We start from the raw sequence: 20,546 nt of genomic DNA, 5'->3' as shown, positions 1-20,546 counted from the left end.
CCCCGTGCGTACTCTTCGACTTGTGAAGATGCCCATGAGCGCCGCGTTGCTCACCGATCACTATGAGCTGACGATGCTGGAGGCGGCGCTCGGCAGCGGGGCCGCGCACCGCAGAGCGGTCTTCGAGGTGTTCGCGCGCCACCTGCCGCAGGGACGCAGGTACGGCGTGGTCGCCGGCACCGGACGGGTGCTCGACGCTCTGGAGGATTTCACGTTCGGCGAGCAGGAGATCGAGTTCCTGCGGCGCGCACGGGTGGTGGACGAGCGCACGCTCGACTACCTCGCCGGTTACCGCTTCTCCGGGGACGTGCACGGGTACGCCGAAGGCGAGTGCTACTTCCCCGGTTCGCCGATCATGGTGGTGGACGGCACCTTCGCCGAGGCGGTGCTGCTGGAGACGCTGATCCTTTCCATACTCAACCACGACTCGGCGGTGGCGTCGGCGGCGTCGCGCATGGTGCGCGCGGCCGGTGAGCGGCCGATCATCGAGATGGGGTCGCGCCGCACCCATGAGGCCGCGGCGGTCGCGGCGGCGCGCGCGGCGTACGTCGCGGGGTTCGGGTCCACGTCCAACCTGATGGCGGGCCGCCTGTACGGCGTGCCGACGGCGGGGACGGCGGCGCACGCCTTCACGCTGCTGCACGACTCCGAGCACGACGCGTTCCAGGCGCAGCTCGACTTCCTCGGCACGGACACGACGTTGCTGGTGGACACCTACGACGTCGCCAAGGCGGTGCGCACGGCGGTGGAGCTCGCCGGGCCGCGGCTCGGCGCGGTGCGCATCGACTCAGGGGACCTCAGGGCCGTCGCGCACGAGGTGCGGGACATGCTGGACGGGCTCGGCGCCACCGGCACCCGCGTCGTGGTCACCGGGGACCTCGACGAGTACGCCATCGCCGCGCTCGCCGCGGCCCCCGTGGACGGGTACGGCGTCGGCACATCGGTGGTCACCGGCTCGGGAGCGCCGACCGCGTCCCTGGTGTACAAGCTGGTGGCCCGTGAGGACTCCGGCGGGACGCTGCGGCCGGTGGCCAAGCGGTCGGTCGGCAAACCCAGCCGAGGGGGCCGCAAGACGGCGTTCCGCACATTGGAGGACGGCGTCGCGACCTGCGAGCTGGTGTCCGTCCTGCCGGACTCCCCCGTGACCGACTCCCCCGTGCCTGGCTCAACCGTGCCTGGCTCACCTGTGCCTGGCTCCCCCGCGCCGGCGGGAACCCGGCCGTTGCTGCGTCCACTGGTGCGCGGCGGCGCGGTCGTGGGCCGGGAACCGCTCGCCGAGGCTCGAGAACGGCACCGCGCCTCGGTGGCGGAGTTGCCGAAGGACGCGCACCACCTGTCGCCAGGGGACGCGGCCGTCCCCACGGTGTTCACCTGACCCACCTCGCGGCGGAAAGGACCCCCGATGAAGACCACGCTGGTGATCGTGGACGTGCAGAACGACTTCTGCGAAGGCGGCAGCCTGGCCGTCCAGGGTGGCGCGGGGGTGGCGGCGGCCATCGGGCCGCACGCCGCCTCGGCGGGCTACGACCACGTGGTGGCCACCCGGGACCACCACGTGGACCCCGGCGACCACTTCTCCGACCACCCCGACTACGCGCGCACCTGGCCTCCGCACTGCGTCGCCGGCACCGAAGGGGCCGCGTTCCACCCGGCGCTCGACACCTCGCGGGTCGAGGAGGTCTTCAGCAAGGGACGCGACAGCGCCGCCTACAGCGGCTTCGAGGGCCACGGCGCGGACGGCGCCGGCCTCGCCGACTGGCTGCGGTCCCGCGACGTGTCGGCGGTGGACGTGGTCGGCATCGCCACCGACCACTGCGTGCGCGCCACCGCGCTCGACGCCGCGCGCGAGGGCTTCGCCGTACGCGTCCTGCTCGACCTCACCGCCGGCGTGGCCCGTCCCACCACCGACGCGGCCCTCGCCGACCTGCGCGCCGCCGGGGTGGAACTCGTCGGCACCCCGGTGGTCGCCTCGGCCTGACCCCCGAACACCGGCGAGCCGTGATCACGGGTCGCGTCACACCGGCGAGAGATCAACGTCGGCGCATTCCCCCTGATCACAGGTCGCGTCACACCGGCGAGAGATCAACGTCGGCGCATTCCCCCTGATCACGGGTCGCGTCACACCGGCGAGAGGTCCGTGACGGCGCTTTCCGCCGGTGTCAGCGGCCGCGCTGGGTGGCCCACTTGCGGATGGTGTCGATGCGTTTGCGTATCTCCTCGGTGGACGCCTGCGCGATGGCGGGGCCGCCGCAGACGCGGCGCAGCTCGGCGTGGATGACGCCGTGGGGCTGGCCGGTGCGGTGGTTCCAGGCGCCGACCAGGCCGTTCAGCTCCTTGCGCAGGGCCGCGATCTCCTCGTGAGGAGCGAGCACGGGCTCGGGCCGGGTCTCGGCGGCCTGGCGGCGGCGCGCGGCCTGCTGGTCGGCCTGGTGCTTGCGCAGCAGGACGGCCACCTGGTCGGGTTCGAGCAGGCCCGGCAGGCCGAGGAAGTCCTCCTCCTCGGGGGAGCCGGGCTCGGCGCCGGTGCCGAACTCGCCGCCGTCGAACAGGACGCGGTCGAACGTCGCGGACGCCTCGACGGTCTCGAACGGCAGCTCGTCGCCGAGGACGTCGGGGCTGTCCTTCTTGCGCTGAGCGTCCTCGACGAGGAAATCGTCCAGCCCCTCCTCGGGGAGCTTGCGGTCCAGGACGTGGTCGCGCTGCGCCTCCATCTCGCCGGCCAGCCCCATGAGGGTCGGCACCGACGGCAGGAACACCGACGCCATCTCGCCGCGCTTGCGCGCACGGACGAAACGGCCCACCGCCTGCGCGAAGAACAGCGGCGTGGAAGTGCTCGTGGCGTACACCCCGACCGCGAGGCGCGGGATGTCCACCCCTTCCGACACCATGCGGACGGCCACCAGCCACCGCTCCTCCGAGGCGGTGAACTGCTTGATCTTGGCGGAGGCGCCGGGGTCGTCCGAGAGCACGACCGTGGCCCCCTGGCCGGTGATCTCGCGCAGCAGCCGCGCGTACGACCTGGCGGTCTCGTGGTCGCTGGCGATCACCATGGCCCCGGCGTCCGGCACGCCGCGCCGCACCTCGGTGAGGCGCCGGTCGGCCGCCACGAGCACCTGGCGGATCCAGTCGCCCTTGGGGTCGAGCGCCGCGCGCCACGCCTGGCCGAGCTGGTCCTTGGTGAGCGGCGTGCCGAGCGTCGCGGTGATCTCGTCGCCGGCGCGGGTGCGCCACCGCATCTCGCCGGCGTACGCCAGGAAGATGACCGGCCGGACCACGCCGTCGGCGAGCGCCGGCGCGTAGCCGTAGGAGTAGTCGGAGACGCTGCGCCGCACCCCCTCGCCGTCCTCGGCGTAGGTGACGAAAGGGATGGGGTTGGTGTCGGACCGGAACGGGGTGCCGGTGAGGGCCAGCCGGCGCGCGGCGGGTTCGAACGCCTCGCGCACGCCGTCACCCCAGGACTTCGCGTCACCCGCGTGGTGGATCTCGTCGAAGATCACCAGGGTCCTGCGGCCCTCGGTGCGCGCACGGTGGAGCGCCGGGTGCATCGCCACCTGCGCGTACGTCACCGCCACACCGAGGTAGTCGCGCGACGTGGCGCCTTGGCTGTTCTTGAACTCCGGGTCGATGGGGATGCCGACCCGGCCCGCGGCGTCGGCCCACTGGCGCTTGAGGTGCTCGGTGGGGGTGACGACGGTGATGGACCGCACGACGCCGCGGGTGAGCAGCTCGCTGGCGATGCGCAGCGCGTAGGTCGTCTTGCCGGCGCCGGGGGTGGCGACGGTGAGGAAATCGCGCGGCTCACGCCGGAAGTAGAGCTCGAACGCCTCCTGCTGCCACGCGCGCAGCCGCGGCGCGGTGCCCCAGGCGGCGCGGTCGGGATAGGACGGGGAGAGGTGGGACGCCGCGAAGTTGCTCACGCACACCCCCCGCGCGCGCGGCGGGCGAACGGCGGGGTTGACACGGCGGACAGGCTCAACGCCGACCTCCTCCTCGAACCTCTCCCGGCCGCCGGGGCCGCAGCCCGGCGCATGATCGTGTCGTCGTATCGCTGCCTCACAGTGAAGCCACGATAGTAGGGACCACCGACAGGACGCGCCTTCCCCCGCGGAACCGGCAGGGCCCGCGTCACCGTCCCCCCGCCTGACCTGCCGCTTCTACTTCAACAGCGCCAGCATGCCGTCGATCTCGGCGCGCCGCCGCGGATCGTCCGGCTGCACCATGCCGACGATCACCACGCTGGTGTCCGCGCCGTCCTTGGCGAGCACCGTGACCCGCAGGTACGCCGGACGGTTCACCACGTCGCTGTACCCGGCGCGCAGCGCGCGCGAGTGGCCGGTGTAGCCGCCGGTCTCGACAGGACGGTCGTCCACGGTGTCCACGGTGTCGCCATGGAGCAGCAGCCGCGCGTACAGCTCGGTGAGCGACAGCGCGGCGGCCCGCGGGCCGGAGACCGCGACCGGGTCGCCGGGCCGGGTCATCACGATGGCCGACCCGTCGTACACCGCGGCGGAGGTGAAACCGGTCACCGGAGGCACCGCGCCGGCGCGCCAGCCCGGCGGCATGAGGTAGGTGACACCGGCGAGGCCGTCCGACACGGTGAGCCGGGTCGTGTCCGGCGCGTTCACCCGGCTCACCACCGTGGACACCACCAGGGCCACCACGGTGACCCCCGCGGCGACCGAACCGAGCAGGACGGCCAGCCGCTCGGCCCACAGCGGCAGCCGTATGCCGGACGGCGCGGACGGCGCGCCGTACACGCGGGCCGAGGGGGGCAGGCCCTCCTCCTGCTCCTGCGCGCGCGGCGGCCGCACGGGCTCGCCGTACGGCCGTCGTTTCGTACGGTGCTCCTCCACGGTCACTCCTCCCGGTGCCTTCGAGTATCGGCTCCGGGGGTGCCCCCGCGTCAACGAGCGGACGCGGCGGGTATCGGCCCGGCGGCCGGAACCCCGGCGGCCGGAACTACGGTGTCAGACGGCGGGTGCGCGGAACGCGGCCCACATGTCACGCATGCGGGCCGCCTGGCCGGGGGTGAACTCGGTCATGCAGGCGTCGGTGGAGTAGTCCATGAAGTTGTGCACGGGGTCCAGGCCCGGCTCCGCGCAGGTGTCCTTGCCTTCGGGACAGCCGCTGGTCGACCGGCTCTCCGGCGGTGTGTCGTCGATGTGGTCGCCGGGTGGCGCGCAGCCGTTCTCGAAGGTGTGCAGCAGGCCGAGCCAGTGGCCGATCTCGTGCACACCGGTGTAGCCCTTGTTGAAGTCGGTCAGCGCGCCGCCGGGCAGGGTGCGCCAGTCGATGACGACGCCGTCCAGGAAGGGCCGGCGCCTGTGCCACTGCGGGTAGGTCGAGTACCCGAGGACCTGCTCGCCGAGCCGGCCGACGTACAGGTTGAGCGTCTCTGCGCCACCCCGGTGCAGCCGGGTCTTCATGGCGACCTCGTTGCCGAGCGCGTCGCGGAACCATCGCGGCTCCTCGGTGCGGGTCACGCCGCGCAACGTGAACGTGATGCCGGTGTCCGCGCCGCCGAACCGGCCCGCGTACGCGGCGTTCAGCGTGGCGATCTGCGCGGTGACGGCGTCGTCGTCCGCGCCGAGCCCTGCCGCGGTGAGCACGTGCACCCAGACCGGGACGTCGATCGACGAGGGGACGGGCCTCGCGGCGGCACGCAGCCGTGCCCGCATGGTCGCGACCATGCGGGCCGTCTCACCGGGCTCGGGATGGTGCGGCTCCTGCGGACGCGCCGCGGCGTGCGGCGCGCCACAAGGTGCGGCGCCGGCGCGCGCGGGCCCGGGGACGGCCCCGAGCCCGAGCAGGCACAGCAAAGACACCGCCACCGCCCCCCGGGCCATGCACTCCCCCGTCGTCCCTGGTCAACTGGTCGGAGTGCTGACGCTAGCCCGGCGCGCGGCCCGGCGCCGTGAGTGACACTCAGTCGCCGGACTCGCCCTTGGGGAGACCCTCGTAGATCTCCTTGCAGTCGGGGCATACCGGGTAGCGCTTCGGGTCCCGGCTCGGCACCCAGACCTTGCCGCAGAGGGCACGGATGGGGGTGCCGGTCACCATGCTCTCGGTGATCTCGTTCTTGTCCGCGTAGTGCGAGAACCGCTCGTGGTCCCCTTCGTCGCCGTGCGACAGGTTCGGCCGGGTCTCGCTCTCGGGAAGGATCTTCGTGCTCACGGAAAACGAGTCTACGTGCGTCCGGCCTCAGCCCGCGTGCACAGGGATGTCGGTCTTGCGGCCCGCCTTGACGAACAGCGCGAGACCGGCGGCCACCACGGCGACGACGACGGCCACGGTGAAGCCGAAATGCATGCCGTCCAGGAACGACAGGTGCGCGGCCGAGGTGAGCGCGTCGGCGACCGGCTGCGGCGTTCCCGGCGGGACGGGGGCGACGCCGAGGGACACCGGGCCCTTCAGCGCCTCGATCTGCGCGGGGGTGCTCGGGATGTTGTTCGCGGCCATGTGACCCGGCAGCACGTCGGCGACCTTGGCGGTGATCAGCGCGCCGAGCACCGCGGTGCCGAGGGAGCCGCCGACCTGCATGGCGGACTGCTGCATGCCGCCGGCGACGCCGCTGAGCTCCAGCGGCGCGTTTCCGACGATGACCTCGGTGGCGCCGACCATGACCGGGGACAGGCCGAAGGCGAGAAGCGCGAACGGGATCGCGGTCTCGACGTACCCGGCCTCCAGGCCGAGGCGCGACAGCAGGAACATCGAGGTCGCGGTGATCAGCATGCCGGCCGCGATCGGGACCCTCGGGCCGAACTTGGTCAGCGCGAACCCGGCGAGCGGGGACGCGACGATCATGCCGGCGCTCATCGGGAGCATGCGCATGCCCGACTCCAGCGGGGACAGGCCGTGCACCCCCTGGAAGTAGAAGGTCAGGAAGAACATCGCGCCGAACATCGAGAAGGCCATCAGCACCATCAGCGCCGTGCCGATGGAGACCGACGCGTTGCGGAACAGCCCGAGCGGCAGCAACGGCTCCCTGGCCCTGCCCTGCCAGTACACGAAGGCCGCGCCGAGCACGACGGTCGCGGCGGCGAACCCGAGGGTGCGGCCGTCGAGCCAGCCGTACTCAGGGGCCTTGATGATGGCCCAGACCAGGCAGAACATCGCGCCGGACAGCAGCACGACGCCAGGGATGTCGATCTTCGACAGCGACTCGGCCCTGCTTTCCTTGATCACCCACATGCCGACCAGGAGCGCGACGACGCCGACGGGGACGTTGATGAAGAACACCGACTGCCAGCTGACGTTCTCGACCAGCAGCCCGCCGACGATGGGGCCGGCGGCGCTGGACACGCCGATCGCGGCACCCCAGATGCCGATGGCCATGTTCAGCCGCTCGGCGGGGAAGGCGGAGCGCAGCAGCGCGAGGGCCGCGGGCTGGAGGAGCGCGCCGAACAGGCCCTGCAGGACGCGCAGCGCGATGAGCAGGCCGACGGACTGGCTGAGGCCGATGGCGAGCGAGGTCACCGCGAAACCGGCGATGCCGACCATGAAGACGCGCTTGTGGCCGAACAGGTCGCCGAGTTTGCCGGCGGTGATGAGGAACACCGCCAGGGAGAGCAGGTAGCCGCTGGTGACCCACTGGAGATCGGCGAGGGAGGCGTTGAGGTCCTGGCCGATCACTGGGTTGGCGATGGCGACGACGGTGCCGTCCAGCATCACCATGATCACGCCGAGTGCCACGGCGAGGAGCGTGAGCCACGGGTGGCCGTGACCTCGTCTGACCGGCGCGCCGGGAGGCGCGGCCACCGCTTGGGCCATGGAAGGTTCCCCCTGTATCTCTCAGCTTTCAGCAAGCGGTAACTTATGTCAGACCGTGACAGATGACAAACGGTTTTATCCGACACAGAGTGACTTGTGGCACAATGTGACGTAGAGATGTCGAGGAGGTGTCCGTCATGGGTCTACGTGAGCGCAAGAAGCACCAGACCCGGCAGGCGCTGATCGACACCGCCTTCGACCTGTTCGACACCCAGGGTTTCGAGGCCACCACCGTCGACCAGATCGCCGCCGCGGTCGAGGTCTCACCCCGCACGTTCTTCCGCTACTTCGGCAGCAAGGAGGAGCTGGCGCTCGACTTCACCGCCGAGTACGACGAACGCCTCACGACCGCACTCGCCGCGAGGCCCGAGGACGAGCCGCCGCTCACGGCGCTGATCGCCGCGTACCGGGAGTTCGTGCGCGCCATGTGGGACAAGGACGACTCCGCGGAGGACACCGAGCGGTTCTGCAAGCACCGGCGGGTGCTCGACGCCAACCCCGCTCTGCTCGCGTCGAGCTTCGCGCGGATGACCGCGGTCGAGGACCGGCTGAGCGAGGAGATCGCGAGGCGTCTCGGCGTGCCGCCGTCCGACATGCGGCCCCGGCTGCTGGTCGCGTTCGTCACCGCCGCGATCCGTGTGGGGTTCTCCCGCACCACCGAGCACGACAGCCCGCGCGCGCTCGCGGCGGACGTCGGACGAGCGCTCACGCTCTGCGAGAAGACCCTGGCCCCCGGCACCGGTTCGCTGTCTAGTTGAGCTTGGGGTCGTCGGGGCAGGTCGCCACGAAGGCCAGCTCCCCCGGCTGACGGCGCAGCACAGACCGCCACAGGCCCGCCGGGCTGGAGTCGAAGGTGTCGCCGGGCTCGGCCTCCACGACGTACCACGAACCGTCCCTGATCTCGGCCTCCAGCTGACCGGCCGTCCAGCCCGCGTACCCCGCGAAGATGCGCATCTGGGTGATCTCGCCGGCCAGGATCTCCGGCGGCGCGTCGAGGTCGACCGTGCCGAGCTTGGAGACGGCCGAGGTGCCCGCGTGCAGCCGCCGCCAGCCGAGCGGCTCCTGGCCGCTCGGCACCGCGGCCAGCGCCAGCGCGCTGTCGGTCTGCACCGGCCCGCCTTCGAACAGGACGGGAGGGCCGCTGACCAGGCCGTCCCACGACGGAAGGACCTGGGTGACGGTGACCTCACTGGGCCGGTTGAGCATGACACCGAGGGTGCCGCCGTCGTCGTCGTGCTCCAGGATCAGCACCACACCGCGCCGGAAGTTGGGGTCGTCCAGCAGTGGCGTCGCCACCAGCAGCCTGCCGACGTAGATCGCCTCCGCCATGCATCCATCATGACGTGTGACACGCCGACCGCGCGCCCACCCCCCGGCACATTAAGCCCTTCCCCTCAAGCGATGTTACGTATCGCGTTCATCTGGGAACGCTAGGTGACGAAGATCGGATATCAGAGCCGGGGTAACGGAGGAGAGCCTTGCGCGCACCGCGCCGTCACGTCACAGGAGCCGTCCCATGAGCCGCGTCGTCCTCGTGGCTCTCATGGCCGTCGGCGCCGCCGCGGCCGGCTTCCCCGCGACCCGCGTCTCGCAGGCGTCCGGTGACGACGACCCCCGCGACGGCCGCATCGGCGTCTCGGTCAGCCGCGCGCAGTGCCCCACCGGCCGCACCGACGTCGTCATGACCGCTCCCCGCGACCGCGACACCGCCGAGTACACCGTCACGCAGGACGGCAAGGTCATCCGCACCGGCATCCTGTGGCCCGGCGTGGAACGCACCGTCCCCGTGTACGTCGACCCCGGCGAGACCGACCGCGTCGGCGTCGACATCGAGGGCCAGGGGACCACCGCCTACCGCGTGCACTCCTCCTGCTCCGACGACTCCTCCACCGAGTACCAAGCCGCGTCCTACCGCGTGGTGGAGAGCAGCAGCTCCGACGACGGCGCCGGCTCCGGCTCCGCCGCCTACAGCCGCAGCCACCACAACCCGCTGATCCGCACCGGGTACCGCTACAACCCCCTCATCCGCGACGGCAGCCTCCCTCATACCGGCCCCCCTGCCGACTTCTACGGAAAGGTCGCCACCGCGGTCGGCCTGACGGTGCTCGGCGCCATCCTCCTGTGGCTGTCCCTGATCTGGCCCGGCCGCGTCACCACCCATCCCCACATGACCCTTCGCCGCATTTCCCAATCAGCCGGCACATAACGGAAAGGGGTCCAGAAAATTATTAATATCCCCCTCGCCTGTTTACGGCCCTGTTTTTGCCTAAGTTTTGTACGCGCTTGGCGAGCGCTGTAACGTCCTCGCCATGCCGACGTTGAAACACGAGGTACTTATCCTCCTTTTCCGAAATCGTCCGACTTTGGCGGCCGAACTCCTTCGAGAGTCTTTGGGTGTGACACTTCCGGATTTCACTCAGGCGAAAATCGAATCGGCCGACCTGACCGAGTGCCCACCGGTCGAGTACCAGGCCGACTCGGTGGTGGTGCTGTACTTCGGCGACCGCCCGGTCCTCTCGGTGGTCGTCGAGGTCCAGAACAGCCGGGACACCGGCAAGCGCTGGAGTTGGCCGGTCTATCTGGCCTCGGTCCGGGCCCGCCACCGCTGCCCCGCCGTCCTGCTCGTCATCTGCACGGAGCACACCATCGCGCAGTGGTGCGCCACGCCGATAGAGATGGGCCACCCCGGCTGGTGCCTCGCCCCGATCGTCGCCGGCCCGAGGTCGGTCCCGCCGATCACCGACCCGGCCGTCGCCACCGAAGCACCGGAGCTGGCCGTATTCTCAGCGATAGCCCACAACGACGACGCCGAGACCCAGCGGGTTCTCAACGCACTGCTCCCGGCCTTGTCGTGCATCGACCAGGAACGATCCCAGTTGTACGCTGACTTCGTCTACTCGATGCTGCCCGAGGCAGCCAAAAAGCACATGGAGGTGCTGATGAACCTCACAAAATCCAACTACCCGAGTTCTTTGGCGCAGGCGTTCTTCGACGAAGGAGAAGCCAAAGGAGAGGCCAAAGGGAAGGCCAAAGGAAAGACGACAGGAAAGGCCGAAGCGGTCTTGATCTTCCTCGAGACCCGAGGGATCACCGTCACCGACGAGCAGCGGGATCGTGTGCTCGCCTGCACGGACATGGATCGGCTCGACGAGTGGATCCGGCAGGCCGCGACCGCCGACACCTCCGCCTTCCTGTTCGCCTGACCCCCGCCACGACCGCCGGGTCCGCCCCCCGGCGTGGTCGTGCGGTCAGGCCTCGGTGAGGCCGCGGACGCGGCCGCCGGCGCTCTTGCTGACGGCGGCGGCGACGGTGGTGGAGACGTCGGGGTGGAAGACGCTCGGGATGATGTAGTTGGGGCCGAGTTCTTCAGGGGAGACGACGCCGGCCAGAGCGGTGGCGGCGGCGAGGAGCATGCTTTCGGTCACCATGCGGGACTGCGCGTCCAGCAGGCCGCGGAAGACCCCTGGGAAGGCTAGGACGTTGTTGATTTGGTTGGGGTAGTCGGAGCGGCCGGTGGCCACCACGGCGGCGTGTTCGCGCGCGTCGTCGGGAGAGACCTCGGGGTCGGGGTTGGCGAGCGCGAAGACCACCGAGCCGTCGGCCATGGTGGCGATGTCGTCGCCGGTGAGGATGCCGGGGGCGGAGACCCCGATGAAGACGTCGGCGCCTTTGACGGCGCCTCTGAGGTCGCCGCCGTAGCCTTCGGCGTTGGTGTTCTCGGCGATCCAGCGCAGCGAGTCGTCGAGGTCGTCGCGGCCCTTGTGGACGGCGCCGAGGTAGTCGCAGACGACGACGTGGCGCGCGCCTGCGGCGAGCAGGAGGCGCAGGACGGCGGTGCCGGCGGCGCCGGCGCCGGCCATGGCGATGCGGACGTCCGGAAGGGACTTGCCGACGACGCGCAGCGCGTTGGTGAGCGCGGCGAGCACGCAGATGGCGGTGCCGTGCTGGTCGTCGTGGAAGACGGGGATGTCGAGCAGGTCGCGCAGGCGGCGCTCGATCTCGAAGCAGCGGGGGGCCGAGATGTCTTCGAGGTTGATGCCGCCGAAGCCGGGGGCGATGCTGCGCACGACCTCGACGATGGTGTCGACGTCCTGGGTGTCGAGGCAGATGGGCCAGGCGTCGATGCCGGCGAAGCGTTTGAACAGCGCGGCCTTGCCCTCCATGACGGGGAGCGCGGCGGCGGGGCCGATGTTGCCGAGGCCGAGCACGGCGGAGCCGTCGGTGACGACGGCCACGGTGTTGCGCTTGATGGTGAGACGCCGCGCGTCCTCGGGGTTGCGCGCGATGGCGAGGGACACACGCGCGACGCCGGGGGTGTACGCCATCGACAGCTCGTCACGGGTGCGCAGCGGCACTTTGGACTGCATCTCGATCTTGCCGCCGAGGTGCATGAGGAACGTGCGGTCGCTGACCTTGTGCAGCATGACGCCGCCGACCTGGCCGAGGCTGTCGACGATGGCCTGCGCGTGCTCGGTGTCCTTGGCGGCGCAGGTGACGTCGATGCGCAGGGTCTCGTGGCCGGCCGTGGTGACGTCGAGCGCGGTCACCACTCCCCCGGCGTTCTCGACGGCGTGGGTGAGCTGGCTGACCGCCTTGCCTCCGGCCGGGACCTCCAGACGTACGGTGATCGAGTAGGACACGCTCGGCACGGTCGCCACGTCAATCCGCTCCTTTGCGGTGTGTGTGGTCGAGCTCGCTCGGGTACCCGGGATCGCGCATCCGGCCAGCCTGCACATTCAAGGGATATCCATGGTGCCAGACCGGAGCGGCAGCTCACGCCGCCTTCGCAGCGGAGCTGTGGCGGAGCGGCGGACGAGCTGTGGACGATCCCCTCAGCCGCCGGGGTGACCCCCGGCGGCCGGGAAGAGGGTCAGAACAGTGCGCTGGCCAGACCGCGCCGGGCCTTGGCCACGACCGGGTCGCCCGCGGGCAGGGTGTCGAAAAGGCCGAGCAGGTGACGGCGCGCGCGGTCGCGGTCGTCTCCCGCTGTGCGGCGGATCACGGCGATGAGCCGGTCGAACGCGGCCTCCGGCATGCCGCTCAGCATCTCGATGTCGGCGGCCTGGGTGTGCGCCTCGACGTCCTTGGGGTCGGCGGTGGCGCGGTCGATCACCTGGCGCGCGTCGAGGCCCTCGGTGCGGCGGATCAGGCCGACGCCGGCGAGGCCGATCTTGGCGTCCTCGTCGGCGGGCGAGCGGGCCAGCAGCCGCTCGTACGCGGCGGCGGCGGCGTCGAGGTCGCCGTCGTCGATGGCCTTCTCGGCGGCGAGCAGATCGGGGTCGGCCTGCGGCGCCTCGGCGCCGGGCTCGCCGGGAGGCTGCTCACCGGCCGGTCCGAGGTACTGCGCAAGCGCGGTCATCAACTGGTCGAGCCACTGCCGCACCTGAGCCTCGGGGAGCGCACCCTGGAAGCCGGTCACGGCCTGTCCCTGGAACACGGCGAGCACGGTGGGGATGCTCTGCACCTGGAGCGCGCCGCTGATCTGGGGGCTCGCGTCGACGTCGACCTTGGCGAGGACCCAGCGGCCCGCGGCCTCGGCGGCGAGTTTCTCGAGGATCGGGCTGAGCTGCTTGCACGGCTCGCACCACGTGGCCCACAGGTCGAGGATCACCGGCACCCGCATGGAGCGCTCGATGACCTCGGTGGCGAAGGTCGCGTCGGTGACGTCGATGACGGCCGCCGCGGCCTGGGGCGGCCCGCCGGCCGCCGGGGCCTTGGCCGCCGCCTCGCGGCGGGCCTGCGCCTCCAGTGCCTGCTTGCGTGCGCCGAGGTCCACCGCCCCTTGCAGCGATGCCGGTCGAGTGAAGTCCGCTGGGCTCATACTGCTAATCCTGCCGCATCCGCCGGGTGGTCGGCATCGCATGGGGACCGCGCGAGGCCTACGCGGCGCTATGTCACACCTTTGTCGCAAATCCTCACGGGACTGTCACGACGCGGAGTTATCCCGAAATATGAACTCCGCAGAAGTTCAGCTCACTTGGAGGTGGGTGTTGAGACGCGTCATCGTCGTCGCCGCGACTGCCGCACTGATCGCGGCTATAGCGGCCAACCCGGCGCAAGCAGGCCCTTCACAGGCCTCGCCGGAGACCACGACCCAGTACGTCGTCCTGTACAAGGAAGGTGCCGCGGCCGCGGACGCCCAGAAGGCGATCGAAGCGGCGGGCGGCAGCGTCCTCAAGGTGAACACCGAGGTCGGCGTGGCCACGGTGTCGACGCAGAACCCGGGTTTCGCCGACGCCGTCAGGGCGGCCGGCGCCATCGAAGGCGTCGCGCACGACCGCAGCATCGGCAGCGTTCCCAAGAGCGCGCGGGTGAGCGACGCCTCCCGCGCGGCGGAGCTGTCCAGGGCGATCGAGAAGGAAGGCCGGGGTCACGGCCCGGTCAAGCGCGGCCGTAACGCCAAGGCCGAGCCGCTGTCGGACCTGCAGTGGGACCTGAAGCAGATCCACGCCGAGGAGGCGCACAAGTACGAAAAGGGCGACAAGGGAGTGCTTGTCGCCATCCTCGACACCGGCGTCGACGGGTCGCACCCCGACATCGCCCCCAACTTCAACCGCGCGCTGAGCCGGAACTTCACCGTCGACATCCCCGTGGACGCCAACGGCGACGAGGTGGACGGCCCCTGTGAGGACGAGCCGGACCAGTCGTGCAACGACCCGGCCGACGTGGACGAGAACGGTCACGGCACGCACGTGGCCTCGTCCATCGCCTCCCCCATCAACAACCTCGGCGTCACCGGTGTCGCTCCCAACGTCACCGTGGTGAACCTGCGCGCCGGCCAGGACTCCGGTTACTTCTTCCTCCAGGCGACCGTGGACGCGCTCACCTACGCCGGTGACATCGGGGTGGACGTGGCCAACATGAGCTACTACATCGACCCCTGGCTGTTCAACTGCACCGACAACCCGGCCGACTCCCCCGAGGACCGCGCCGAGCAGGCGACGATCATCGCTGCCGCGCAGCGTGCCCTGGACTACGCGCACCGCAAGGGTGTCACCCTGGTCGCCGCCGCCGGCAACCAGGCCGCCGACTACACCAAGACCTACAACGACAGCAGCAGCCCGAACTTCGCCAGCGTTCCCGGCGAGGCCCCGCGCGCACGCACCATCCCGGCGAGCTGCGTCTCCATGCCGGCCGAGGGCCAGCACGTGATCTCGGTGTCCTCCACCGGCATCAGCAAGCGCAAGGCGTACTACTCCAGCTTCGGCAACGACTACGTGGACGTCGCCTCCCCCGGCGGCGACGTGTACGACACCCCCGGCAACACCCGTGACGTCAGCAAGGCCACGCTGTCGGCCTATCCCAAGGCCCTCGCCGTCGCCAACGGCGAGATCGACGCGAACGGCGAGCCCACGGTGGACTACGTCGTGAAGGACTGCAAGGGCAGCACCTGCGCGTACTACCAGTACCTGCAGGGCACGTCCATGGCCTCGCCCCGCGCGGCCGGCGTCGCGGCGCTCATCGTCAGCAAGTACGGCATCCGTGACTGGCGCGGCGGCAAGACCATGCTCCCCGACCTGGTGGAGGCAGTGCTGAAGGGCACCGCCACCAAGACCCCGTGCCCGACCCCGCCGGCGTACACCTACACCCGCATCCTGCCGTCCGGGCAGACGGTGACGGCCACGCACACCTGCGAGGGAAGCTTCTTCTCCAACGGCTTCTACGGCAAGGGCATCGTGGACGCGCTGCGCGCCGTCCGGTAGGCCGCACGCACCACCGGCCGGTCGACGGCCACGCCGGGAAGGGGTCCGTCCTCACGCGAGGACGGGCCCCTTTTCCGCGTCCGCGGGGACGGCTAGGCGTCCTGCGGCTTGGTGTCGCCGGGGAAGTCGCCGGCCGCCACGCGGAGGGTGCGCAGCAGGTCGAACATGCTCACCAGGTCGGGCTCGCCGTACATGCCGAGGCAGAAGTCGGCGGCCATGAGGTCGTCCGTGGCCCGTTTGACGACCTCGCGTCCCTTCTCAGTGATCTGCGCGAGGATGCCGCGACCGTCCGCGGGGTTGCGGACACGGCGGACGAGGCCCGCGCGCTCCAGGCGGTCCACCGTGTTGGTCACGCTCGTCGGGTGGACCATCAGCCGCTCGCCGATGCGCGAGAGGGCCAGCGAACCGGTGCGGCTGAACGTGAGCAGCACCAGGGCCTCGTAGCGCGCGAAGGTCAAGTCGTGCGGCCGGAGCAGCGTGTCCAGTTGCCCGAGCAGGATCTGGTGCGCTCTCATGATCGACGTGACGGCTGCCATGGCGGATGACGGCCCGAAGTGCACACGCCACGTGTCCGCGGCGCGCTCGATCGGGTCGAACGGCAGGTTGAGCGGCTTGGGTACACCGATTGACACAGGCTTACGCTAGCGCGTGCCGCGACCGCTGACCCAGGGTGACCGCGATTCCGGTCGGTACCCAAGTCGCGGGACAGCAAACATCACGCTCCGTTATGGTGGGCATGTCAAAAGGTGAGGCGCGGCAAAGCCCGACCCAAAGCATGGGGAGAGCCCTGCCGTCCGGCGCGCGAGGTCATACGTGGCCTCCGCGGACCGGCGGGGGCGAAGGCGGCCGGGCAAAGGGTGCCAAGGGGCCGGGGGGCCCGCACCCGAGTGGCGGCGCTCACTCCAGGCAACGGGGGTTTCTAGTGAACGGCACGAACGACGCACGGACGGCGTGGCCGGTTCTCCGGTCCACGCGGGGCCGTGCTTGAGCAAAGGGGCGTTTCACGCGAGGAGCTGAAGCACAGCGCGCTGGTGGCGGTAGGGACGCTGCTCGCGCTGGGCCTGCTCGCCGCTTGGAGCGTCCTTGTTCCCGGCGTCTCCGCATGGGAGAACATCGTCGTGGCGGTCATCGGATCGCTGCGGCTCACCGGCCCGGTCGCCGCCGCCTTCGGCGCGTGGGTGGCCGTGCGCACGAGGCGGACCGCGCCGGCCCGCGTAGGGCCCGTGCGTCCGCGGCCGCACGGGTGGCGGGTGCTGAAAGCACCGCTCGCGATCCTCGGGGTCGTGGTGGGGGCCTTCTGCGCGACGGTGAGCGTGCTCGCCGTGAAGGCCTTCCTGACCGAGCAGGCGGGCCATCTGGCGCCGACGGGGCTCGCGGTCGGCGCGGCGGGGCTGGCGCTGTACGCGACGCTCGGGTGGGTCGCGGGCTGGGCTCTGCCGTGGCGGCTGACGCCGCTCGCCGCCGGCGCGGGCAGCTACGTGCTGCTCACCTCGCCTTCGGGTGGGCCGTCGTGGCTGGCCAGGCTCGCGCCGGGGGTCGCCGAGCCGTACGACCCGTTCACGGGGCTGAGCCAGGCCGCGTTCACCGACCAGGCGCTGTGGCTGCTCGGCGTCACCGGCGCGCTGCTGCTCGCCTGGACGGCCGTCGTGACCCGGCGGCCGCTCGCGCTCGCGCTCGCGGTGCTCGCGGTGCTGGTGGCGGGGGCCGGCATGGCCCGCATGGTGACCCGTCCGCGCGCGGTGGCGGCGGACGGGCCGCTGGTGTACAGCTGCCAGGAGTGGCCGATCACGGTGTGCGTCCATCCGGGGATGCGGGCCGGCCTGACCGAGCTCGGCGCCGCGTTCACCACACTCGCGGCGCGGCTCACCGGCACGCCTGCCGCGTTCTCGCGGGTGGAGCAGCGCTCACGTGACGACGCCGCCGACCCGTCGCCGGGGGTGGTGACCGTCCACGTGGACGACCTCGGCCCCGGGTTCGCCGACCGGGCCGTGTCGGAGTTCGTCGGCGGCCTGGCCCGGCCCTGCGAGGGGACGGCGGCCGAGGGGTACCGCGCCATCGTGGCGGCCTGGCTGAGGGGACGTCCGTTGCCGGCGGGGCCGCTGCGGGGACACCAGGCGGCCGCGGGGTGGTTCTCCACGCTCGCGGAGAGCCAGCGGCGCGACTGGCTGCGCATGTTCTACACCGACTTCGCGGCCTGCCGGCTGCGGGCCTCCCACTTCGGCGGCGGGGCCCGCCGGCATCGGGTCGCGATGCGTGGCGGACCGTCCGAACCGCCGCGCACGCCGGTGCCGGGACCGCCGTACCCGACGTTGCCGGTCGGCTCGGTGCACGGCGCTCAGGCACCCTGACGTACCGGCCCGCCGACCTGTCGCCGCGGAAGGTCCGACGTCGCCGCTCGACTCCGTGCACAGTCCGCAGGCACCCTGACGTGCTGCTCCATCGACCTGTCGCCGCGGAAGGTGAGAAGGAGTACTTATCGGGAAGAATCTCGGCCGTGAAACGCGACTCGCCGCCCTCCAGGACGGGATACCCGCCCACCGCCGCAGAAGCGTTCGAACAGCGCCGCTCCGGCCGCGGCCGGCGCATCCTCATCGGTGCTCTGGTCGCCGTCGTGCTGCTCGCCGGCGGCGCCTGGCTCGCCTGGACCACGATCGACCCGCTCGGCACGCGGAACGTCGACCGCAGCCCGCCGGTGCTGCTCCAGTCGATCCAGGACATGAGCCGCTTCCAGGCCGCGAGCGGCAACTTCCAGGTGATCGTGGACCTGGAGAAGGACGCACCCTTCCTGCCTGACGCGCTGAAGGGCTCCCGCACGCTGTTCGTGGGGGTCGGCAGCGTGGACGCGTACGTCGACTTCGCGGGGCTGAAGGAGAACGCCATCACGGTGTCCCCCGACCGCACCGAGGTGACGGTACGGCTTCCGCGCGCTCAGCTGGAACGTCCCAGCCTGGACAACGAGAAGTCACACGTCTATGCGCAGGAACGCGGCCTGCTGGACCGGTTCCAGGACATGATGTCCAACAGCCCGCAGGACCAGCAGGAGCTCTACGTGCTGGCCGCCAAGAAGATCGCCGAGGCGGCGCAGCAGAGCGACCTGCGCCAGCGTGCTGACCAGAACACCAAGCTGATGCTGGAAGGCATGCTGAAATCGCTGGGGTTCACCAAGGTGACGATCAAGTACGACGACGAGCCGTGACGCCGGCGCCAGGCTGCCGGTGCTCCGAGTGCCGATGCTCCGAGTACCGGTGCCAGGCTGCCGGTGGTCCGGGTGGTCCGGGTACCGGTGGTCAGGACACGGGGACGGTGATGATGAGAGCGTCCCCCTGACCTCCGCCGCCGCACAGCCCCGCCGCGCCGGTGCCGCCGCCGCGGCGGCGCAGCTCGTGCGCGAGCGTCAGCACGATGCGCGCACCGGAGGCGCCGATGGGGTGGCCGAGCGCGATGCCGCCGCCGTTCACGTTCACCTTGTCCTGCGGCAGGCCGAGCTCCTTGGCCGACTGGAGCACGACCGCGGCGAAGGCCTCGTTGATCTCGACCAGGTCGAGGTCGTCCACGGTGAGCCCCTGCTTGCCGAGGGCCTGAGCGATGGCGTTGGCCGGCTGGGACTGCAACGAGTTGTCGGGCCCGGCGACGTTGCCGTGCGCGCCGATCTCGGCCAGCCACGGCAGACCGAGCTCCTCGGCCTTGTCCCTGGACATCACGACGACCGCGCAGGCGCCGTCGGAGATCTGGGACGCCGACCCCGCGGTGATCGTGCCGTCCTTGGCGAACGCCGGCCGCAGACCGGCCAGCGTCTCCACGGTGGTGTCGCCGCGCACCCCCTCGTCGGTGGAGAACAGCACGGGGTCGCCCTTGCGCTGCGGCAGGCTCACCGGCACGATCTCGTCGTCGAACCGGCCGTCCTTGATCGCGGCGGCGGCGAGCTGGTGGGAGCGCGCCGAGAAGGCGTCCTGCTCGGCCCGGCCGAGCCCGAGGCGGGTGTTGTGGCGCTCGGTGGACTCCCCCATCGAGACCTGGTCGAAGACGTCGGTGAGGCCGTCCTTGGCCATGGCGTCCTGGATGTCGGCCGGGCCGTACTTGACCCCTTTGCGCAGACCCGGCAGCAAGTGCGGCGCGTTGGTCATGGACTCCATGCCGCCGGCCACCACGACGTCGAACTCACCGGCCCTGATGAGCTGGTCGGCCAGGGCGATGGCGTCGAGGCCGGACAGGCAGACCTTGTTGATCGTCAGGGACGGCACGGTCATCGGGATGCCGGCCTTGACCGCGGCCTGGCGCGAGGGGATCTGCCCCGCGCCGGCCTGCAGGACCTGACCCATGATCACGTACTGCACCTGATCAGGCGCGACACCGGCGCGTTCGAGCGCGGCCTTGATCGCGATGCCGCCGAGGTCGACCGCGGTGACCCCGGCCAGCGAGCCGAGGAGACGGCCGATAGGGGTGCGGGCCCCAGCGACGATGACGGAACGCCGGGCTTGGGGAAAACCGGACACCGGGGCCTCCATGATGGGTTCGTGGGCGACTTTGCCACCATACATAGGAGAGAACGCACGAAGACCTCGGGGGAGGTCGCCGCGGAGCGCACCGCGGGAGCGCCTCGTCGATCAGGGACGGGGTGGAGGAGGAGTACGCAATGCTGCTGAGAATCGATCACGTCGGCATCGCCTGTCACGATCTGGACGAGAAGATCGCTTTCTACGAGAAGGTGTTCGACGTCACGGTGGTCAGCCGCGAAATCAATGAGGAACAGGGTGTGAATGAGGCCATGCTGCACATCGCGGACGGCGAGGGCGGCGGCTCGTACATCCAGCTCGTCCAGCCCCTCGGCCCCGACACGCCGGTCGGCCGCTTCCTGGAGCGCCGCGGCGAGGGCATCCACCACATCGCGTACGGCGTGCCGGACCTGCCGAAGGCCATCAGGCAGATGGAGGCCATCGGCGTGCGCGTGCTGGACAAGGAGCCCCGGCACGGGGCAATGGGCACGTCAATCGCGTTTCTTCATCCGAAAGATGTGGGAGGAGTGTTGACAGAGCTGGTGGAGTCCCCCCGGCGCCAGTCGTAGCAGCGAAACTC

At 71.0% G+C, this 20,546-nt stretch carries 19 protein-coding genes; 9 read left to right on the top strand and 10 right to left on the bottom strand.

Annotated features, from left to right (window positions below):
• Positions 1 to 28: 28 nt before the first annotated feature.
• Together BJ992_RS08650 and BJ992_RS08645 are read left to right on the top strand one after the other, a co-directional pair.
• Positions 29 to 1,375, top strand: coding sequence for a nicotinate phosphoribosyltransferase (locus BJ992_RS08650; protein WP_184987759.1), 1,347 nt, complete (start codon positions 29 to 31; stop codon positions 1,373 to 1,375).
• A gap of 27 nt (positions 1,376 to 1,402) precedes the next feature.
• Positions 1,403 to 1,978 carry an isochorismatase family protein gene (locus tag BJ992_RS08645; protein WP_184979393.1) on the top strand — a complete coding sequence of 192 codons (576 nt, stop codon included), beginning with the start codon at positions 1,403 to 1,405 and terminating at the stop codon, positions 1,976 to 1,978.
• 181 nt (positions 1,979 to 2,159) lie between these two features.
• Here the strand turns inward: BJ992_RS08645 and BJ992_RS08640 are convergent, their stop codons facing one another.
• From BJ992_RS08640 to BJ992_RS08620, 5 genes are all read right to left on the bottom strand, one after another.
• Positions 2,160 to 3,917: a DEAD/DEAH box helicase family protein gene (locus BJ992_RS08640; protein WP_184979392.1), complete on the bottom strand. Its 1,758-nt coding sequence runs from the start codon at positions 3,915 to 3,917 to the stop codon at positions 2,160 to 2,162.
• A 237-nt stretch (positions 3,918 to 4,154) separates the two neighbouring features.
• Positions 4,155 to 4,853: a hypothetical protein gene (locus BJ992_RS08635; protein ID WP_184979391.1), complete on the bottom strand. Its 699-nt coding sequence runs from the start codon at positions 4,851 to 4,853 to the stop codon at positions 4,155 to 4,157.
• A gap of 114 nt (positions 4,854 to 4,967) precedes the next feature.
• Positions 4,968 to 5,846 (bottom strand): zinc metalloprotease, encoded by an 879-nt coding sequence (locus BJ992_RS08630; protein ID WP_184979390.1) that lies wholly within the window; start codon positions 5,844 to 5,846, stop codon positions 4,968 to 4,970.
• Positions 5,847 to 5,925: 79 nt separating this feature from the next.
• Positions 5,926 to 6,174 carry a DUF3039 domain-containing protein gene (locus BJ992_RS08625; protein WP_184979389.1) on the bottom strand — a complete coding sequence of 83 codons (249 nt, stop codon included), beginning with the start codon at positions 6,172 to 6,174 and terminating at the stop codon, positions 5,926 to 5,928.
• A 27-nt stretch (positions 6,175 to 6,201) separates the two neighbouring features.
• A complete protein-coding gene (locus BJ992_RS08620) occupies positions 6,202 to 7,770 on the bottom strand; it encodes an MFS transporter (protein ID WP_184979388.1) in 1,569 nt (522 codons plus the stop codon).
• 137 nt (positions 7,771 to 7,907) lie between these two features.
• Here BJ992_RS08620 and BJ992_RS08615 point away from each other — a divergent pair, with 137 nt between their 5' ends.
• A complete protein-coding gene (locus BJ992_RS08615; RefSeq protein WP_184979387.1) occupies positions 7,908 to 8,528 on the top strand; it encodes a TetR family transcriptional regulator in 621 nt (206 codons plus the stop codon).
• Here BJ992_RS08615 and BJ992_RS08610 read toward each other — a convergent pair.
• Positions 8,521 to 9,099: a YqgE/AlgH family protein gene (locus BJ992_RS08610; RefSeq protein WP_184979386.1), complete on the bottom strand. Its 579-nt coding sequence runs from the start codon at positions 9,097 to 9,099 to the stop codon at positions 8,521 to 8,523. The genes BJ992_RS08615 and BJ992_RS08610 overlap by 8 nt on opposite strands.
• A 187-nt stretch (positions 9,100 to 9,286) precedes the next feature.
• On the opposite strand from BJ992_RS08610, the gene BJ992_RS08605 reads away from it, so the two are divergent.
• Entirely contained in the window at positions 9,287 to 9,976 is a 690-nt protein-coding gene (locus tag BJ992_RS08605) for a hypothetical protein (protein WP_184979385.1), read from the top strand.
• Between the two features lie 103 nt (positions 9,977 to 10,079).
• Positions 10,080 to 10,973 carry a hypothetical protein gene (locus tag BJ992_RS08600; RefSeq protein ID WP_184979384.1) on the top strand — a complete coding sequence of 298 codons (894 nt, stop codon included), beginning with the start codon at positions 10,080 to 10,082 and terminating at the stop codon, positions 10,971 to 10,973.
• Positions 10,974 to 11,018: 45 nt separating this feature from the next.
• Here the strand turns inward: BJ992_RS08600 and BJ992_RS08595 are convergent, their stop codons facing one another.
• Both BJ992_RS08595 and BJ992_RS08590 read right to left on the bottom strand, forming a co-directional pair.
• Complete coding sequence (locus BJ992_RS08595; RefSeq protein ID WP_184979383.1) at positions 11,019 to 12,428, bottom strand: malic enzyme-like NAD(P)-binding protein; 1,410 nt, start codon at positions 12,426 to 12,428, stop codon at positions 11,019 to 11,021.
• Positions 12,429 to 12,640: 212 nt separating this feature from the next.
• A complete protein-coding gene (locus BJ992_RS08590; protein WP_184979382.1) occupies positions 12,641 to 13,591 on the bottom strand; it encodes a tetratricopeptide repeat protein in 951 nt (316 codons plus the stop codon).
• Between the two features lie 166 nt (positions 13,592 to 13,757).
• Here BJ992_RS08590 and BJ992_RS08585 point away from each other — a divergent pair, with 166 nt between their 5' ends.
• Entirely contained in the window at positions 13,758 to 15,473 is a 1,716-nt protein-coding gene (locus BJ992_RS08585; protein ID WP_343072561.1) for a S8 family serine peptidase, read from the top strand.
• 92 nt (positions 15,474 to 15,565) lie between these two features.
• Here BJ992_RS08585 and BJ992_RS08580 read toward each other — a convergent pair whose 3' ends face one another.
• Positions 15,566 to 16,099 (bottom strand): MarR family transcriptional regulator, encoded by a 534-nt coding sequence (locus tag BJ992_RS08580; protein ID WP_184987757.1) that lies wholly within the window; start codon positions 16,097 to 16,099, stop codon positions 15,566 to 15,568.
• Between the two features lie 354 nt (positions 16,100 to 16,453).
• On the opposite strand from BJ992_RS08580, the gene BJ992_RS08575 reads away from it, so the two are divergent.
• Complete coding sequence (locus BJ992_RS08575; protein WP_184979380.1) at positions 16,454 to 17,821, top strand: hypothetical protein; 1,368 nt, start codon at positions 16,454 to 16,456, stop codon at positions 17,819 to 17,821.
• 146 nt (positions 17,822 to 17,967) lie between these two features.
• A complete protein-coding gene (locus BJ992_RS08570) occupies positions 17,968 to 18,669 on the top strand; it encodes a DUF4230 domain-containing protein (RefSeq protein WP_184979379.1) in 702 nt (233 codons plus the stop codon).
• A 91-nt stretch (positions 18,670 to 18,760) separates the two neighbouring features.
• Here BJ992_RS08570 and BJ992_RS08565 read toward each other — a convergent pair whose 3' ends face one another.
• Entirely contained in the window at positions 18,761 to 19,966 is a 1,206-nt protein-coding gene (locus BJ992_RS08565) for an acetyl-CoA C-acetyltransferase (RefSeq protein ID WP_343072560.1), read from the bottom strand.
• A 140-nt stretch (positions 19,967 to 20,106) separates the two neighbouring features.
• Between BJ992_RS08565 and mce the strand changes: the two genes are divergently transcribed.
• Positions 20,107 to 20,535 carry a methylmalonyl-CoA epimerase gene (gene mce / locus BJ992_RS08560; protein ID WP_184979377.1) on the top strand — a complete coding sequence of 143 codons (429 nt, stop codon included), beginning with the start codon at positions 20,107 to 20,109 and terminating at the stop codon, positions 20,533 to 20,535.
• Positions 20,536 to 20,546 lie beyond the last annotated feature (11 nt).

This window comes from Sphaerisporangium rubeum, assembly GCF_014207705.1.
In the GTDB taxonomy this organism is placed as follows: domain Bacteria; phylum Actinomycetota; class Actinomycetes; order Streptosporangiales; family Streptosporangiaceae; genus Sphaerisporangium; species Sphaerisporangium rubeum.
Note: the sequence above shows the minus strand (reverse complement) of the source record. Positions and strands in the feature narration are given on the sequence as shown.

Bases quoted from the DNA above. Each gene is read 5' to 3' on its own strand.
- BJ992_RS08650 (WP_184987759.1), top strand. From the start codon at position 29: ATGCCCATGAGCGCCGCGTTGCTCACCGATCACTATGAGCTGACGATG.
- BJ992_RS08645 (WP_184979393.1), top strand. From the start codon at position 1,403: ATGAAGACCACGCTGGTGATCGTGGACGTGCAGAACGACTTCTGCGAA.
- BJ992_RS08630 (WP_184979390.1), bottom strand. From the start codon at position 5,846: ATGGCCCGGGGGGCGGTGGCGGTGTCTTTGCTGTGCCTGCTCGGGCTC.
- BJ992_RS08620 (WP_184979388.1), bottom strand. From the start codon at position 7,770: ATGGCCCAAGCGGTGGCCGCGCCTCCCGGCGCGCCGGTCAGACGAGGT.
- BJ992_RS08615 (WP_184979387.1), top strand. From the start codon at position 7,908: ATGGGTCTACGTGAGCGCAAGAAGCACCAGACCCGGCAGGCGCTGATC.
- BJ992_RS08610 (WP_184979386.1), bottom strand. From the start codon at position 9,099: ATGGCGGAGGCGATCTACGTCGGCAGGCTGCTGGTGGCGACGCCACTG.
- BJ992_RS08605 (WP_184979385.1), top strand. From the start codon at position 9,287: ATGAGCCGCGTCGTCCTCGTGGCTCTCATGGCCGTCGGCGCCGCCGCG.
- BJ992_RS08600 (WP_184979384.1), top strand. From the start codon at position 10,080: ATGCCGACGTTGAAACACGAGGTACTTATCCTCCTTTTCCGAAATCGT.
- BJ992_RS08590 (WP_184979382.1), bottom strand. From the start codon at position 13,591: ATGAGCCCAGCGGACTTCACTCGACCGGCATCGCTGCAAGGGGCGGTG.
- mce (WP_184979377.1), top strand. From the start codon at position 20,107: ATGCTGCTGAGAATCGATCACGTCGGCATCGCCTGTCACGATCTGGAC.